The organism is Nonomuraea sp. NPDC049141 (assembly GCF_040648415.1).
Lineage (GTDB): Bacteria > Actinomycetota > Actinomycetes > Streptosporangiales > Streptosporangiaceae > Nonomuraea.
In genome coordinates this window covers 21,557-37,879 of sequence record NZ_JBEZDR010000038.1, presented here as the reverse complement: position 1 = coordinate 37,879, position 16,323 = coordinate 21,557, and the positions used below count along the sequence as shown (strand labels likewise).

At 69.4% G+C, this 16,323-nt stretch carries 12 protein-coding genes; 5 read left to right on the top strand and 7 right to left on the bottom strand.

The features are described 5' to 3' along the window. Positions 1-25 precede the first annotated feature (25 nt). The gene (locus AB0B91_RS60705; protein WP_358341664.1) at positions 26-412 is read left to right on the top strand and encodes a hypothetical protein; all 387 of its coding nucleotides are present in this window, start codon (positions 26-28) and stop codon (positions 410-412) included. Beyond that, positions 391-1,770: a M20/M25/M40 family metallo-hydrolase gene (locus AB0B91_RS60700; RefSeq protein ID WP_358341662.1), complete on the top strand. Its 1,380-nt coding sequence runs from the start codon at positions 391-393 to the stop codon at positions 1,768-1,770. The genes AB0B91_RS60705 and AB0B91_RS60700 overlap by 22 nt, the downstream gene beginning before the upstream one ends. Here AB0B91_RS60700 and AB0B91_RS60695 read toward each other — a convergent pair. The 5 genes from AB0B91_RS60695 to AB0B91_RS60675 all read right to left on the bottom strand — a co-directional run bounded on the left by AB0B91_RS60695 (position 1,743) and on the right by AB0B91_RS60675 (position 8,874). Then, a complete protein-coding gene (locus AB0B91_RS60695) occupies positions 1,743-2,984 on the bottom strand; it encodes a glycoside hydrolase family 71 protein (RefSeq protein WP_358341659.1) in 1,242 nt (413 codons plus the stop codon). The genes AB0B91_RS60700 and AB0B91_RS60695 overlap by 28 nt on opposite strands. Before the next feature lie 52 nt (positions 2,985-3,036). Next, positions 3,037-3,504 carry a hypothetical protein gene (locus AB0B91_RS60690; RefSeq protein WP_358341656.1) on the bottom strand — a complete coding sequence of 156 codons (468 nt, stop codon included), beginning with the start codon at positions 3,502-3,504 and terminating at the stop codon, positions 3,037-3,039. Positions 3,505-3,810: 306 nt separating this feature from the next. Continuing rightward, the gene (locus AB0B91_RS60685; RefSeq protein ID WP_358341653.1) at positions 3,811-7,044 is read right to left on the bottom strand and encodes a S8 family serine peptidase; all 3,234 of its coding nucleotides are present in this window, start codon (positions 7,042-7,044) and stop codon (positions 3,811-3,813) included. A 298-nt stretch (positions 7,045-7,342) separates the two neighbouring features. Continuing rightward, a complete protein-coding gene (locus AB0B91_RS60680; protein ID WP_358341650.1) occupies positions 7,343-8,305 on the bottom strand; it encodes a CU044_5270 family protein in 963 nt (320 codons plus the stop codon). Beyond that, positions 8,302-8,874, bottom strand: coding sequence for an RNA polymerase sigma factor (locus tag AB0B91_RS60675; protein WP_358341647.1), 573 nt, complete (start codon positions 8,872-8,874; stop codon positions 8,302-8,304). Before AB0B91_RS60675 ends, AB0B91_RS60680 begins: the two co-directional genes overlap by 4 nt. A 315-nt stretch (positions 8,875-9,189) precedes the next feature. Between AB0B91_RS60675 and AB0B91_RS60670 the strand changes: the two genes are divergently transcribed. Continuing rightward, positions 9,190-10,143: a M24 family metallopeptidase gene (locus AB0B91_RS60670; protein ID WP_358341644.1), complete on the top strand. Its 954-nt coding sequence runs from the start codon at positions 9,190-9,192 to the stop codon at positions 10,141-10,143. 299 nt (positions 10,144-10,442) lie between these two features. On the opposite strand, the gene AB0B91_RS60665 is transcribed toward AB0B91_RS60670, so the two are convergent. After that, complete coding sequence (locus tag AB0B91_RS60665; RefSeq protein ID WP_358341641.1) at positions 10,443-10,964, bottom strand: hypothetical protein; 522 nt, start codon at positions 10,962-10,964, stop codon at positions 10,443-10,445. Positions 10,965-11,177: 213 nt separating this feature from the next. After that, on the bottom strand, positions 11,178-11,744 hold the full coding sequence (locus AB0B91_RS60660) for a TetR/AcrR family transcriptional regulator (protein WP_358341638.1): 567 nt from the start codon (positions 11,742-11,744) through the stop codon (positions 11,178-11,180). Between the two features lie 95 nt (positions 11,745-11,839). Here AB0B91_RS60660 and AB0B91_RS60655 point away from each other — a divergent pair, with 95 nt between their 5' ends. Both AB0B91_RS60655 and AB0B91_RS60650 read left to right on the top strand, forming a co-directional pair. Then, positions 11,840-12,763 carry an NmrA family NAD(P)-binding protein gene (locus tag AB0B91_RS60655; protein WP_358341635.1) on the top strand — a complete coding sequence of 308 codons (924 nt, stop codon included), beginning with the start codon at positions 11,840-11,842 and terminating at the stop codon, positions 12,761-12,763. A 523-nt stretch (positions 12,764-13,286) separates the two neighbouring features. Next, positions 13,287-15,917: a caspase family protein gene (locus AB0B91_RS60650; protein ID WP_358341632.1), complete on the top strand. Its 2,631-nt coding sequence runs from the start codon at positions 13,287-13,289 to the stop codon at positions 15,915-15,917. Positions 15,918-16,323: the final 406 nt, after the last annotated feature.

The window sequence follows — 16,323 nt, the reverse complement described above, 5'->3', positions numbered from 1 at the left end:
TAAACGGCCAAAGGGAGGTGACCGGATGCCACCGCAACCGAGCAACGCCGAGGTGCTGGCCCAGGTGGAGGCGCTGGCCGAGGACATGCTGGAGCTGCTGTCCGCGAGCGTCCGCCAGGCCAGCGAGAGCGGCTGGGAGGACCGGGTGACCGGCCTGTACGCGGAGTGGTTCGCACGCCGGGGCTGGCCGGTCATCCGGCAGCCGATCGCGTCGACCGGGCTGGCGGACGGCGAACCGCGGGCCGAGTGGAGGGAGAACCTCATCGCCTGGTTTCGCGGCCGCCGCGGGCGGCCTTGCATGGTGCTCAACGGCCACCTCGACGTCGTGCCGCGGGCGATGAGCAGGCGTGGACGCATCCGCCGTACGCCGGGGTCCGTGCCGACGGCCGGGTGTACGGACGGGGCTCTGTAGACATGAAAGGCGGCATCGCAGCCGGCCTGTGCGCGCTGGCCGCGCTGGAGGACCTCGGCGTCGAGCCGAACATCGACGTGGCCATCGAGCTTGTCGTCGCCGAGGAGACCACCGGCGTGGGCACCCGGGCAGCGGCCCTGGAGGTCCCGGATCCGGTCGCAGCCCTGATCCTGGAACCCACCGGCGGCGCGATCGTGCCGATCGGCACGAGCCTGCAGTTCTTCACCGTGGAGGTCACCGGGCGCTCCGCGCACACCTCGGCGCCGTGGCGCGGGGTGGACGCCTTCGAACGGCTGATCTGGGTGCGTGAGTCCCTGGTCGAGCTCGGCCGCAAACGGGGCGAGGGCTACCGGCATCCGCTGTTCGCGGACGTGCCGACCGCGATCCCCTTCGCCATCGGCACCGCGAGCGCGGGGAACTGGCGGGCGGCAGTCCCCGACCATGCCACGATGTCCGGCCGGATCGGGGTCGCGCCGGGCGAGCCGGTGGCGGCGGTGCGCGGCGAGTTCCAGCGCGTCCTCGACCAGGTCGCCGCCACCGACGACTGGCTGCGCGCGCACCCGCCGACCGTGCGCTGGGACGGCGAGGGCAGGACCGGGTGGGAGACGCCCGTCGAGCACGAGCTGATCGTCTCGCTCCGAGACGCGCACCGAGTTCGTCGAGGAGGACGCGGTGGTGCAGGCCGCGGGAGTGCTCGCCCTCGCCCTGCGAGATCTGACAGGGCGAGACCTGCCGGGGAGGCGGGCATGAGCGAGAAGACGGTGGCCTCCGCCGACGGCACTGCCACCGCGAAGGTGCTCAGCCGCCAGCTCGGCATCAAGCTCGGCACCTGCTACCACCTGCTGCGCACCTTGCTGGCCAGCGGCTACGTGGTGCGCCTGCCCGGCGGCCGGTACGACGTCGGCCACCGCGCGGCGTCGCTAAACAGGCACCTCCAGCGCAGGTCGGGACCGTCACCGGAGCTCGCGGTGATCCTGACCCGGCTGCACAACATGACGCACGAGACGTCCTACATCTCCGGCTGGCACCACGGGACGCTGACGCTGCAGCAGTACATCTCCGGGCTGCACGCGGTCAGCGTCGGCAATCTCGACGTGGGCTACACCGGGCACATGCACGCCCGTGCCTCCTGCAAGGCGGTGCTCGCTTTCCTACCAGAGGAGCAGGTGGCGGCGATGTTCAAGGGAGTGGAGCTCGCGGCGGTCACCCCGCGCACAATCGTCGACTACGACCACCTCACCGTCGAGTTGGCCCGGGTGCGCAGGCAGTCTGAGCCCGCCTACCCTCCGGATCCCCGGGACGCCCGGCCCCGGGGATCCGGCGCGCCGCGTCAGCGTTCGCTGGAGGCCGCGCGGTAGTGCAGGTCCTGCACGTACGGGGTCGCACTGATCGCGTACGGCGAGACCACCTTTGCCACCACGGCCGAGCTCCTGGTGACCGTTGCCGAAGCGGTGCCCGCCTTCAGCGGGAACGTCTTGGCGTACACCCCCGCGGGCGCGTCGTAGGTCTGCGTCGTGCCGCCGATCGTGATGGACACCTTGCCCGCCGCGGTGAGCATGGTGAGCACCTCGACGGTGTCGCGGGCCGCGCTGCTGCCAGCGCGCAGCTTCATCAGCTTGGTCTGCGCGTACGACGGCGTCGCCGCGACCGGCTGGACCCGGTGGGTCAGGTACGCCGTGTCATTGGCGATCTTCGGGCAGCCGAGCTTATAGCAAGTCAGGTAATAGGCGTTGATGTCCAGATAGGTCCAGCCGGCGTTCCTGGAGGGGGCGAACTGGGTGTTCTCCGAGTAGTCGTTCCAGGTGGCGAGCTGCACCCACTCCGCCTTGCCGTCGATGGCCCCCTTCCAGGTGGCCCGCAGGTTCTCGGTGTTGCCCGCCTCGTCGAACACGCTCTGGTTGGGACGCTCGTCCTGGACGGACACCGGCTGCATCCAGATCTTGCCCATGCCGTGGGCGCGGTCGATGTTCGTCTTCAGGCCGGCGTTGGCCGCGGGACTGCGGCTGCCCCAGTTCGAGAAGCCGTAGCTGATGGAGGCGAAGGCGTCGCGGTGCTTGTTGAAGTCGACGAACGTGGGCACCAGGGCGACCTTGATGTCGTGCTGCGTCTCCATGGTCTTCATCCAGTCCGACCACCAGGCGGCGGTGCGGCCTTCGGCCTTGAAGGGCGCGACGACGAGGCGGCCGTCGGCGAGCCGGTAGACCGACTTCGACGCGGCGAGCTTGGCCATGGCGGTGGCGAAGGCGGAGCTGTCGGTCGAGGCCAGACCGTTCATGTCGGGCATGAGCACGATCTTGAAGCCGGCATCCACGGCCTCGGCCGCCTTGACGAGGTCCTGCACCCGGGTCCACTGCGCGCTGGTCACGGAGAGGATGTCGACGGTGAAGCCGTCGATCGGATAGGGGCTGAAGTAGTGCGCGAACACCTTCTTGGCCGAGGCCCGCAGTGCCGCCGTGCCCGGCAGGGTGAAGGGCAGCGACCCGTCGGTCTGTTCGTTCCCGGTGCCCCCGGTGCCATCCGTGTAGGTGACCGTGAGTTTCGGTCCCCGGTTCCCGGTCTCGCGCGAGGACATCAGGACGGTCGTGGTGGCGTCGGTCCCGGTGAGGGCGAACGCGTACGTACCGTCACCCTGGACGGCCGAGGAGACATCCAGCTTGGCCGCCTGGCCGGTGGTGAAGCCGGTGTGCGAGTCGATGACCGGCGCGGTCAGGGCCGGACGGGTGTTCCAGGTGGTGGCGGCCTCCCGCCACCGGGCGGGCGGAGACGGTGCTGTCCGTCGTTCTGGCCGAGACCACGTCCAGCGTGACCTTGACGTCCTCGGCGTCCTGCGGGATGCCGGTGACCTTGAAGCGGGTCAGGGCGGCGCGCTGCCCGGCGGTGGCGCTGCCGCACGCGGTGCCGCAGACGCTCATCCAGGTCGCGGTCGCGAAGCTCTTGGCCGGCTCGGCCTGGCTGACGAACACGTCCTCCGCCGCGGCGAACGTCACGCTGACGGGGGCGACGGCGGACGCCTGCGCAGGGGCCACGGCGGCTGTCGCCAGCGTGGCGATGCCAGCCACCGCCGCCAGCAGCGTCCGATATCGGTTGACCATGAAACTCCCTTGGATCACGATACGGCTTCGCCTCGGCGGAGCTATCTTGCACATCAAAGATGGATCACTTTCGGGCCTGGGCGATGAGGGTCACCGTCGACATGAATTCAGGCCTCGACGATCACCAGTTCGAGGTGATCGTCACCATGGCTGGCGCCGGTCCCTGCACGAGCAGGTCAGCGAACCCTCGATGCCCGCCTTGGTCGTCGAAGATGGCCTGGATCGCGGCGTTCCGTCCGTGTCCCCCACTTGCCCCGCATTCCGCTTGGCCAGCACCCTGGGAGCTGGCCGCTGATGGTTACCGGGTCACGACGGCCGGATGCGGTAGGCCCGGATGACCGTCTGCTCCACCGTGTTGCCCGCCCCGTCCACCGCCCAGGCGCGCAGCGACACGAACCCGTCGCCGGCCGGGTGGCGCAGGACGGCCGCCGACCCGTGGACCTCGGCCTTGGTCCAGGTGGCGCCGTCGTCGTAGGAGACCTCCACCGAGAGCCGCTTGACGGGGCGAGCGGTGCTTCCCTCCAGCGGCTGAACGGTCACCGGCACGGTGAAGCGCCGTCCGGACGGGGCGGAGTTCTCGGCGTCGAGGGCGGGGCTGAAGCGTACGACCGACACGGGCAGTCGCGCGGGCGTGTCGCCCGCGACGTGCCCGGACCGGAACGTCCACATCCCAGACACACAGGTGGACAGCGTCGCGGGTGCTCCCCGCTCGCTCTCGACGACGAGACGGTAGGCGGCCTCCCGCGCGGGCACGGTGAAGCTCGTCCTGGTCTCCGGCTGCTCGCCGACGAGGGTGCCGTCGCGGTAGAGGGCGGTGCGCTGCGTGGATCGGGTGGAGGAGCCGAGCGATCCTCTGCCGTCGCCGTACATGAGCAGGTCGGTCGAGATGACGTCGCCGGTGCGGCTGACGCCGTTCAGGTTTTCCGCGCCCGCCCAGGGCAGCGCGGGCGAGAAGACGCCGCGGTTCCACAGCTCCGTGTATGTCCTCCCGGATCGGTAGACCGTGAAGGGCGAGTCGAAGCGGTTGAGCCGGCCGTCGGAGCCGTACTCGAACAGGTGACGCTGCCAGCGGATGCCGTCGTCGGTGTTGACGTACTCGGCCTGTTTGAACGGCGTGCCGAACGTGGTGGGCGAGAGGAAGGTGAAGACGGCGCCGTCGCGCGGCCAGGCGCCCCTGTAGGCGCGGGCCTCCGCGTCGGGCAGGTGGCGGGCGTAGTCGGTCTGGATGGCGGCCAGGTCCTGCTGCGCCACGCGCCGCTCGAATCCGTTGACCATGCCCCCAGAGTGGAACCAGGCCAGGCTGTAGGCGTACGGGCTGCCGGTCCGGGCGGCGGCCCACAGCCCGGCGACCTTGGTGCGTACGCCCGGATAGGCGTGGGCGGGGCCGAGCTGAGCGGTGTACCTCCCCTCGTAGGAGCTGCCGAGCCAGCCCCAGGCCCGCGACGTCCCGTCGTCCATCTGGTACTGGTAGACCATCTCGGACTGCAGCGAGACGGCGTCCGCTCGGGGAAGCGTCAGCGAGATCGGCCGGCCCAGCCGCGCGTCGGCGTCCAGGGTCTGCGACCGGTTCAGGTCGAGGCCCGGGTGGACGAGGAGCGTCTTGGTCTGCTCGTCGAGGATGGTGGTCCTGACCAGCCATCTGCCCTTGGGCAGCCGCACGGTGACCGGCCCCTCGGGGTTCTCCACGTCGATCGGCGTCTGAGCGGCGTCCATGGGGTACAGGGTCGCGAAGACGTCGGTGGCCGGACCGCCGTTCCTTCCGGTGAACGTGAGGGTGAGGTCGTAGCTCTCCTTCTCCTTGTCGACCCCGACCGGCGTGCTGAGGACCAGGTCACCGTCGCCGGTGGCGACGACGTGCCCGCTGAGGAGGCCGTCGGGCCCGCCGGCGCGGGTGTCGGAGGTGGCGACGGCCTCCGCCTGCCCGCCCGCGGGGACGGTCAGCGTCGCGGGTGCGACGCTGAAGGCCTTGTCGCCCCGCGCCTCCAGGCGCAGGGTCACCGGCTGCTGCTGGTGGTTGCGATAGACGATCTTCTTGCTGGCCGGCTGGTCGTCATCGTGCGGCCATGCCTGCTGTCCGAAGCTCAGCGCGGACGGCTCGACCGTCACGGCCTGGCGCGTGCCGCGGTCGGCGTCCACGAGCCCCGCGCCCTGCGCGAAGACCCCGATCCCCGGCAGCGGCCGGGCGGCAGCCATGAGGGCCGCCTTGAGCAGGTCGCCCTTCCAGTCGGGATGTGCCCCGGCCAGCAGCGCCGCGACGCCGGTGACGTGCGGCGTGGCCATGGAGGTGCCGGACATGGCGACGTAGGAGCCGTCGCCTGGGCTGTCCTTGCCGCGGGCCGCGGTGATGTCCACGCCGGGGGCGGTGATGTCCGGCTTGAGGCCGTCGTCACCGGCGCGCGGCCCGCGGCTGGCGAACTCGGCCTGCGCGCCGGACTTGCTGACGGCGCCGACCTGCAGCGCGGCGTCGGCGGTGCCGGGTGAGATGAGCGTGCGATCGGCGCCGTAGTTGCCGGCCGCCGCAACGAACAGGGTGCCGTAGCGCTCGCTGAGCGTCTGTACGGCCTCCTCCAGCGGGTCGGTTCCGGGGGTGTCGGGGCCACCGAGGCTCATGTTGACGACTCTCGCGCCTTGCTCGGCCGCCCATTGCATGCCCGCCAAGATGGCCGAGTCCGCGCAATAGGTCGACTCGCACACCTTGCCGTCCAGCAGCGTCACGCCGGGCGCGACACCACGGTATCTGCCATCCGATGCGGCGCCGCTGCCCGCGATGGTGGAGGCCACGTGGGTGCCGTGGCCGATCACGTCGCGCTCGTCCTGGATCTCAGTGAAGTCGGCCCGCGCCGCGACCCGCCCGGCGAGGTCGGGGTGGGTGGCGTTGATCCCGGTGTCGAGCACCGCCACCTTGACGCCGGCGCCGGTGTGCCCGCGCTCCCACGCCTGCGGCGCGCCGACCTGCTTGACGCTCACGTCCAGCGTGATCCGTCGGCGCCCGTCGAGCCAGATCTTGCCCGTCCCGCTAGCGAGTGCCTGCCACGTCCGTGTGGCCTCGCCCTGGCGCTGCCGTACGGCGAAGCCGCGCACCGCGGCCAGCGACCTGTACCCGCTCATCGCGCGGACGGCCGGTGCGGGACCGGAGGCGCCGGTCACGAGCAGAGGAAGATCCTTGCGGCTGTCGTCGTATCCGAGCTCCAGCAGTCCGGTCACGTCGAACAGCCGGGGATCCAACCGTCCGGCCCGCACCAGGGGCGCAGCGTCGTCGGGTAAGACGCGCAGCCGTCCCCGCACCACGTCGGTGAGGAAGGTGACCTGCTCCCTGCCCTCGCCCGGCTCGACCGCCGCGCTCGTGGGGCCGGTCACGGTCACCTTGTCGCCGGTGACCAGCGTGACCGTCCGCACGCTGGTCACCGGCTGGTCGCCGGCCGCCGCGACGGCCTGTGACGGGGCGGCCGGCTCCGCGGCCGCTTGTGGCAGGGCGGCCGACTGGACGGTCATGGCCGCGGCGAGCACGGCGACACCAGCCCACCTTGTCGTTCTTTGCACTCAGTTCTCCGATCATCAGGGAGATATCACTACGTAGTGGGCTGATTAGGTTTAGTTCCACGGCATGTCAGGAACGTCCGCAGGACAGCGGAGACCGGGGCCGGGGTCAGGCGCGTTGCGCACCCCCGTTCTCACGCATCCATTCCGGGGCGAACGCCAAGGCCCACATCCGCATCGTCGCCAGCGACACACCGGCCCAGAACCCACTCCCGCAGACTGCATCGTGTCTAGTGCGGCCAGTGCCGCCAACGCGCGCTCGCTGCAGAACAGCCGGGCGGGTCCCTCAGCCGTGGGTGTTTCAGCCGCGGGCGGGGCCGGTTCGCTCTGGTTCGGGGACCACGGGGGGCAGCGTGTCGGTCCACTCGGAAACTCGGACCGTGGTCGTCCCCTCCTTGTAGATCTTGCCGTCCTTGCCACTGTGGTAGCTGCGGCTGACGACGAGCGAGGTTTCCGGGTCGATGATGACCTTCAGGTCCACGCCGAGGTCGGAGATCTCCAGGCCGTCGCCGGCGCGGCCCAGGTCGTCCTTCATGGTGCCGATGCTCTTCACGATGGGAATCGTGGCCAGCGCCCGGAAGGCCGCGGCGCGAACCTCCGGTGGAGCCGGCAAGTCGCCCAGCAGGTTGACCAGGGAGTTGGCCACGAACCACTCGCGTGCGGCGGGATCCGCATCGCCATCGCCGTTGTCGACCTTGTCGGCGATCCACGCCTTCAGCGCCTCCGGATCGGTCGGCAGCTTCTCAATCTGGGAGAAGCTGACGTGGTTGTCGGCCAGGGAGAACGTCTTGGAGCCCTTGGCCGCGTAGACGGTGTCGCCCTCGTCGGAGGGCACCCATGCCTGCCCATCGCGCCTGACCCAGCTTTCGGAGGACTTCGTGGGAAGTGTCTTCTTCCCGGCACGCACGCTGTGGTCGGCCTTGATATGCCAGTAGGTCCCTGAGCCGGACCTGTTCTGCGCGGTGGAGGCGGCCGCGAGCAGGATCTGAGTGCTGGACAGTTGCGCAGGCACAGCCGACGCACTGTGAGGCGTTCCGTTCGGCGAACCGGTGGTCACCGCCACAGGCGTTCCGCTGGTGGTGATTACCACGGCCACAGCTGCGGCCGCGGCCGCCGTGAGGCCCATACCTCCGGTCAGCCAAACGAAGCTCCTGCGCCTCGGTCGTGCCTGGGCGTTTTGGAGCCGGAGCCGCCCTTCGCGTACGACGGTGTCGGAGGGATCGGGCTTGTGCAGCATCTTGCTGATCATCTCCAGTTCGTTCATGGTTCGATGTCCTTCAGTTCGATGCGGAGCTTCTTTCGGGCCCGGCTGAGCCGGGAGCCGACAGTGCCGTACGAGATCCGCAGGCTCTGTGCGATCTCCTCATGGCTGAGCTGGCCGAGCGCCATCAGCAGCAGCACGTCCCGCTCGCCTCGGGTCAGCTTCATCAGCGCCTTCGCCAGCTGAGGCTGCAGTAGTTGGGCGCTGACCGCGCTGACCACCTGGGTCTCGTGGCTGTCGGCATCCCGTTCCGCCCCCACGCGAGCCAGGGCTCGGTAGTGGCGGGCCTCCTTGCTGCGGTGCCGCGCCACGAGGTTGGTGGCGATCCCGAACAGCCAGGGCCGCAGGCCGCCACGCTTGGGGTCGAACTTCTCTCTTCCGCGGAGAGCGACGAGGAAGGTTTCGGCGGCCAGGTCGTCGGCGGCCTGTACGTCCAGCCGTCCGGCGATGTACCGGTAGATGTCTCGGAAGTGCCGGTCGTAGACGGCCGAGAAAACGGCGGGATCACGACCGGCCTGGGCGGCGAGCTGGGCATCTATGACGTCCTCGACCGCGCCTGGTCCAGGGGTCACGTGTGGGTCTCCGTCATGCGGGCACCTCTCGGGATCGGCGATACTCACCTGAACTTCTTCCAACCGCCCGATCGCTTTCCCGCATGGTGCCGTACGGTCCGACGCTCACCGTGGCTCAGGTCTCCGGGCCGGCGGACCGGATATCGGGTCAGCGGTTGCGGGCGCTGGTCTTTTGACGGCCTTCGCGAGCGTGCTGTCGTGACGCCGGTGCAGTCTCGGCGGAGGGAAACATCAAGAGATGAACCGCTCCGACTTTGATGGAGACTCCGCTGAAGCCGGGACGCTTCAGGTGTATTGGCGGCCGGCGTCGGAGTGATGAACCAGGCCCGGCGGGGCGTCCGGTGCGGCCTGGACCCCCGGGTCGACGCGGTCGTGCCCACCACCGGCATCCGCGACCGTGAGCTCGCGGCGGCGATTTCCGAGCTGAAGCTCGTCAAGGACGAGTGGGAGATCGCCCAATTGCAGGACGCGATCGACGCCACCGTCCGCGGCTTCGAGGACGTCGCCCGTGTGGTGCCGGCCGACCGCGGCGTGTCCGAGCGCCTCATCGAAGGCGTCTTCGGCTTGCGCGCCCGCCACGACGGCAACGACGTCGGATACGGCTCGATCGTCTGTGCCGGCCCGCACGCCACGATCTTGTGCTGGAAGCGCAACGACGGCCTCACCGTGCCCGGCCAGTTGCTGCTGATGGACATGGGCATAGAGAACAACCACCTCTACACCGCCGACGTGACGCGCACCCTGCCCGTCTCTGGAGCCTTCTCCCCGCTCCAACGCGAGGTCTACGACATCGTCTACGCTTCCCAGCAGGCCGGTATGGAGGCCATCAAACCAGGCGTGAAGGTCGCCGACGTTCACCTCACCTGCATGCGTGTGCTCGCCGAGGGACTGGCTGAGCTGGGCGTGCTGCGGGTAAGCGCCGACGAGGCGATGGATCCCGCCTCCATGCTCTACCGGCGCTGGACGCTGCACAGCTTCGGCCACATGCTCGGCATCGACGTACACGACTGCGCCGCAGCCCGCCCGGACCACTACCGCGAGGGCGAACTCAGCGCAGGCAACGTGCTGACCGTCGAACCAGGGTTGTACTTCCAGCCCGAGGACGACATGGTGCCGGCCGAACTGCGCGGGGTCGGCATCCGGCTGGAGGACGACATCCTGGTCACTGCCGAGGGCGCGGTCAACCTCTCTGTCGGCCTGCCACGGCGGGCCGAGGAGGTGGAAGCCTGGCTCGCCACCCAGCGGGACGCCGGCCCGCGACTGCCCTGAACCCCGCCGCCACATCATGACGACGAATGTGAACAGGAATGCCATGCCGATACCAGTGGACGTGGCCCGCGCCCGCCATGCTTATCTTGGGTTCTCGGCCCCTTATCGCAGGTCAGAGCGAGATGATCTTGTCAGGCAGGTAAGGCACGGTGCTGAACCGGGCAGCCATAAGACGTCGTCTCATTTGGCGAGTCGGCGGTTGCAAATGACGGCGGCGGCGATGGCGACGACCGGGTAAGTGCCCGGCTCGCCGCTTGAGGCGACGGCGGAGCCAACGACAGTCCCTGACTGTTCTCCCCTCAGTCGGCCAGGTAGGAGATCGAGCGAACCTCGTAGCCGGCGTTCCTGGAGCCGCGTACGTGCATCGGCATCGCGCTGCCCTCATAGGAGTAGGCGCACGAGTAGCCCTGCGGTTCCTTGCTGCAGCCCTGGAAGAAGTGGGTGGCGCCGCGCGGGCCGTAGGTGACCTTGAACAGTTTCTGCACCGTGGTGGAGGTGGCGACCTCGATGCCGCTGTACTCGTCGCCGCGCTTCCAGGCGGCGAAGAGATGCTTGGCCACGGTGGGCGGCTCGGTGATGTGCCGCGACAGGTAGACCTTGCTGACCTTCGAGTCGATGACCACCATCGCGATGCCGTCAAGCCCGCCGGGCACGCGCACGCTTGTGTGCACGAACCGGCACACGTTGCTGGAGCAGCCGTCGAAGCGATCGGGTGCGCGGTAGACGTAAGCGAAGATCGTCTTGACCGCAGCGGGGGTGGCCGCCTTCGCCGCGGCCGCGCGGTCGGCGGCCAGCCAGGCGCGGAACAGCTTGTTCGCCACCGTGCCGGGCGCGGGCGTCCCCGCCGAGGACCAGTCGTTTGAACACGCTGCGACGCTAAGGGTGGCGCCTTGCGCAGGGATTGAGCCTGGCTTGCAGTGGTCCGGGCGGCTTGCGGCGGTTGCGATCACCCGGCTGGCACGCACTGACGATTTCGCCGCCTGACGGTTCGCATCAAGCAGGCAGGACGAGGGACGGTCTTTCGAGCAGGCTTCTCAGCCCCGCGGGCTCAGGCCCGCCACGGCCAGCCGGAACAGCCGGTCCGCGCGGGCCGCCGGGTCAGGGTGGTGCTCCGTCGCGAGGACGACGCCGACGATCAGCGCGATCAGGTCGGCGACGGTGACACCTTCCGCCACTGCCCCGTCCTGCACGGCGCGCTGCAGCAGGGGGTTCCCCGCCTCTGCCATCATCGCCGAGCAGGTGTTCTCGTGTACGGGGTCGGGCTCGGCCCCGTCGTAGGCCAGTGCCGCCGCCAGCCCTCGGGCCGCGACGCAGTAGGCGACGACGTCACTGAGCCATTCCAGGAGCGCATCGCGGCTGTCGCCCTTGTCTGTTAGCTCGCGGGCGCGGGTGGCCAGGGCCTCGATGCGTTGATGGGAGACCGCCTCCAGCAGCGCCCGGCGGGTCGGGAAGTGGCGGCGTACGGTGGCCGAGCCGACCCCCGCGATGCGCGCGATCTGTTCCAGGGAGGCGCCGGCCCCGTGCGCGGCGACCTCCTCCTCAGCCACGGTGAGGATGCGCGCGTAGTTGCGCCGGGCGTCCGCGCGCTGGCGGTCGGGCATGGGCGTCATCTCCAGGGTTGCTAAATGGCGGGGCCCGCCATATCTTATCGCACAGAAAACGGCGGCCCCCGCCGTTTATAGCCCTGAGGAGCACCATGTCTGCAGATTCCGCACCCGTCCTGGTCACCGGCGCCACCGGCAGGCAGGGCGGCGCCACCGCTCGTGCCCTGCTCGCTGCAGGCGTTTCCGTACGCGCTCTGGTGCGTTACCCCGACACCGAGCGAGCCAAGGCCGTCGAGGCGCTAGGCGCCGATCTGGTCACCGGTGATCTCCACGATCGCGATTCGGTGGTGCGGGCCGCCAAGGGTGTCCGCGCCGTCTTCTCTGTTCAGATGCCCGCCATGGCCGCCAAAGGTTTCGATTTCGATGGAGAGGTGGCCCAGGCCGTCAACCTCATCGAGGGCGCGCAGGCTGCGGGAGTGCCGCAGTTCGTACACACGTCCACCAGTGGCGCCGGTCAGCACACCGAGGCTCCTGGCTGGATCGCAGGCCGCTGGGGCTCCTTGGACGCCAGTCTGGGAGCCAAGAGCACGATCCAGGACCGGGTTCGCGCGGCTGGCTTCTCCCGCTGGACGATCCTCAAGCCGGGTTTCTTCATGGATAACTTCCTGCCGTCCATGGCTTTCCTGTTCCCGCGGGGTGTTGAAGGAGGTCTGGTGAGCGTCGTGAAGCCGGACACCCGGCTGTCCCTCGTCGCGGTGGACGACATCGGCAGCGCAGCCGCCGCAGCCATCGCCGAGCCGGAGCGGTTCCACGGGGTCGAGCTGGAGCTGGCGAGCGACTATCTGTCGATGACGGAGGTCGCCGAGGTTCTCTCCCGCGCGCTGGGCACGCACCTGTCCGCGCCGGACATGACCGAGGAGCAGGCACTCGCCGCCGGAATGCCGGCGATGGGCGCCTCACACGAGTGGATGAACATAGCCGGCCAGCCGGCCCGCCCGCAGTACGCCAGGGACCTCGGCCTTTCGCTCACCAGCTTCGAGGAATGGGCTCGGCAGCACCTGCGGCCCGCGGCTTGACACAGAGGGGGCGGCCGGCTGCTCGGCGTCATCCCGGACCTGGTCCTCATCCCTACCCTGGCCATCGTCTTGCTGATCTCAGCCGTCAAGATGGCCCGCCACGCCTGACTGCTGCGCACCTACTTGCCTTACGTGCCTGACACGCCTTTAAGCAGCTGACCATCTATTTCGCTTGACAACCCAAGATAACGATCACTGCCGCTCCTCGTCCGGGGCGCGACCGCGACCGGCGTCTGGGCGAGCGGCGCTGCACCAGCTGCGCTGACCGCTGCCAGCCGTGTGAAGTCATCGTTGACCTGCGGTTCGCCAGTTGTATCTGGGGTGGTCACTGGTCTTGCTCTCTCATTTCAAGTGGCGATTTCGGGGAACGGGACGACAGCGTAGGTGTCGCGCCGACTGTCGGCCGCGCGCATTCCCGGTGACGGGAGTCCATGAGACGACCCCCGGAAAACGTGGCGCGCGGCTGGTTCCTCGGGCAGCATCGGGGTGTCTGCCACGTTCGACATCCTGATCCGGAGCGGCGATGTCAGAAGAGAACGGTTTCTCACTGCGGATCACCCCGGCCGGGGCCGACGTCGATCCGGCGGAGGTCGAGGAGCTGGCCATCCAGTTCCGCCGGGACCTGATGGCGTCGGGGATCTCCGGGGTCACGCGGGCGGTGGAGGGGCCGGCCCCTGACGGGACCCGGTCGGCCGAGCTGCTCGCCGCCGGGATCGGCTTCCTGGTGACGGGACTGTCCACGGCGGCGTCCGTGGCGCAGATCGCGGACTACGTCCAGCGGTGGCGGCAGGCGCATCCACGTCGTCGCCGGGTCCTGGTCTCCGTCGAGGCCGGTGCTACGTCTGGTGGTGCGGCTGCTTCCGGTACGGCCGGCCGGCGGAGCGCGCTTCTGGTGGCCAACGCGGTCTACCAGGATCCCGGGCTGAGCCGGTTGCGTTCGCCGGTCTCCGACATCATGGCGCTTGCCCAGGTCCTCGGCGAACCGGGCATCGGTGCCTTCGATGTCGAAACGCTCACCGATGCCAGTGAGTCCGTGTTGCGCCGCCGGGTCGCGGCTCTCTTCGCCGACCGGCGGTCTGACGACGTCCTGCTCCTGCACTTCTCCTGTCATGGGCTCAAGGACCAGCGGGGTCGGCTCTACCTGGCGGCGGCCGATACCGAGCTGGACTCGCTCGCGGCGACCGGGCTGCCGGCGTCGTTCATCTCCGAGCAGATGAGCGAGTCCGCGTCGCGGTCGATGCTGCTGGTGCTGGACTGTTGCTACAGCGGGGCGTTCGCGCGCGACACTCCGGTGCGCGCGGACCGCACCGTCTACCTCGGGGACGAGTTCCGCGGGGGTGGGTCCGGGCGTACGGTGCTGACCGCGTCCAGCGCGACCGAGTACGCGTTCGAGGGCGGCCGGCTCACCTCCTACGAGGCTCAGCCGTCCGTTTTCACCGAAGCGCTGGTACACGGGCTCAGGACCGGGGGCGCCGATCTGGATCACGATGGTGAGATCACCGTTGACGAGCTGTTCGACTACGTCGCCCGGCGCGTCCGCGAGGCCGGGGTCGGGCAGGTGCCGCGTAAGTGGAGCTTCGAGACGACCGGGGCGCTGGTGGTCGCGCGCAGCGTCCGCCCGGCCGTGCTGCCGGAGGAGGTCCGCGCCGATCTCGGCAGCGATCGGCCCGTGCTGAGGCTGGAGGCGGTGCGAGCGCTCGCCGAGCTGCTGGCCGGGGGGCGCGAGGGCTATCGGCGGGCCGCCCGTGAGGCGCTCGCCGGGTTACGCGACGACGATGACAGCAGGCAAGTGCGGGAGGCCGCCGCTGCCGCCCTGGGTGACGTCGCGCCGCCCCGGCTGTCCCCGCCCGCCGTACCTCCGCCCACAATCGAGACGCCTGAGGTCGAGGCGCCTCAGGTCGAGACGCCATCGCCGTCGCCACCCGGCAGCGCCCCGGTGGCCGTCACGAAGCGCCGACGCGTGTTGGTCTTCGGCGCGATCGGCCTCGTCGTCGCCATCGCCATCGCCGCGACGATCGGTACCTTCTCCGCACTGCCCAAACAGCGCACTACAGAGAGCGGCAACGGCCCGGCAGGCTTCGGGGCGACGCTGGGGATGATCACGCTGAGTCACGACGGCTCGATCGAGTCCGCCGAGCTGAGCCCCGACGGCCGCTGGGTGGTCACGCTCGACCCGCCGGTCGACCAGGCCGCCGCGCAGATCGCGAGGTTGTGGGACACATCGACCGGCCAGAAGGTGGCGACGTTCGACACGGACCACGACGTCGTCTTCAGCCCGGACGGCAAGCTGGTCGCCGCTGCCTACTTCGACGGCAAGCGCGAAGTCACCACGGTGGACGGCGAGTCGCTGGGTGTCCTCTCGGGTGGCACGACGACCGTCTCGCTGCGTAACACCAGCAGGGGCGACGTCATGGCCTCGTTAACCGGCCACCAGGGGGCGGCCGTGGCGTTCAGCCCGGACAGCAAGACCGTCGCCACGGCCAGCGCGCTCGCCACCGACCAGCCCTTTGACGCGCCGATCCGCTTGTGGGACCCCTCGACGGGCAAGCTGCTGGCCACGTTGACCGGCCACCATAACGGGATCCAGAGCATGGGGTTCAGCCAGGATGGGAAGGTGCTGGTCACGGGTGCCGCCGGCGGGGTGACGAAGGTGTGGGACGTGGTCGGCGGCAAAGCCACGGCGACGCTGGACAACGCTTCATCCCCGGTGTGGATCAGCCCCGACGGCAAGACGCTCGCCGACACGCTGCCGAGCGGCAAGGACGGATTCGAGCTGAGGCGCGTGCCCGACGGGAAACGGCTGGCTTCGGTCGCCAAGGCCGGGCGCTTCGCCGGCTTCACGCCCGGCTCCAAGGCGTACGCGACCGACAAGGACGGGGGCGTCCGCCTCTTCGACCTCGCGACCGGGAAGGTTCGCGCGACTCTGACCGCGATGGTGCGGGGCGATCTGGCGTTCAGTCCGGACGGCAAGCTCATCGCCGCCGTGACGAAGGAGGGCGAACCGGCTCTGTTCGATGCCGCGACCGGTCAGGGGCTCACGCCGCTGACCGGCCACACCGGCAAGGTCACCGACCTCACGTTCACGGCGGACGGACAGGCGCTCTTCACCACCGGGACGGACAAAACGGTGCGAAAGTGGAACGTCAAGCGCTGATCATGGCCAGAGATCGGCCGGGTCGCTCAGCGGACGGCTCTGAGAGCGTCGATTATTGCGCCTGCCGAAAACTACATCCATGCAGTTCAAGTGGCATGTCGGTATGCGCGGTGGTCTCCGCCGAGACAATCGCCATCGCGCGATCGGCCAAAACGCCTGGCGACGCTATCGATGCAACATGCCTTCAAGATCGGTCAACATGCCTTACGCGCCTGAAAAGATCATCTCATCTCTGACCTGCGAGAAGAGGTCAAGAACCCCAGATAACGATCGCACGCGCAGCGACCGTTATCTGGGGTTGTCAAGCGAACCGGCTGGTCAGCCGCTTGGAGGTCTGTCAGGCACGTCAGGCAAGTAGGCTTCCCGCAGTTGCCGCGCCGGTGGATCGTTGAGAGCTTGACCAGCC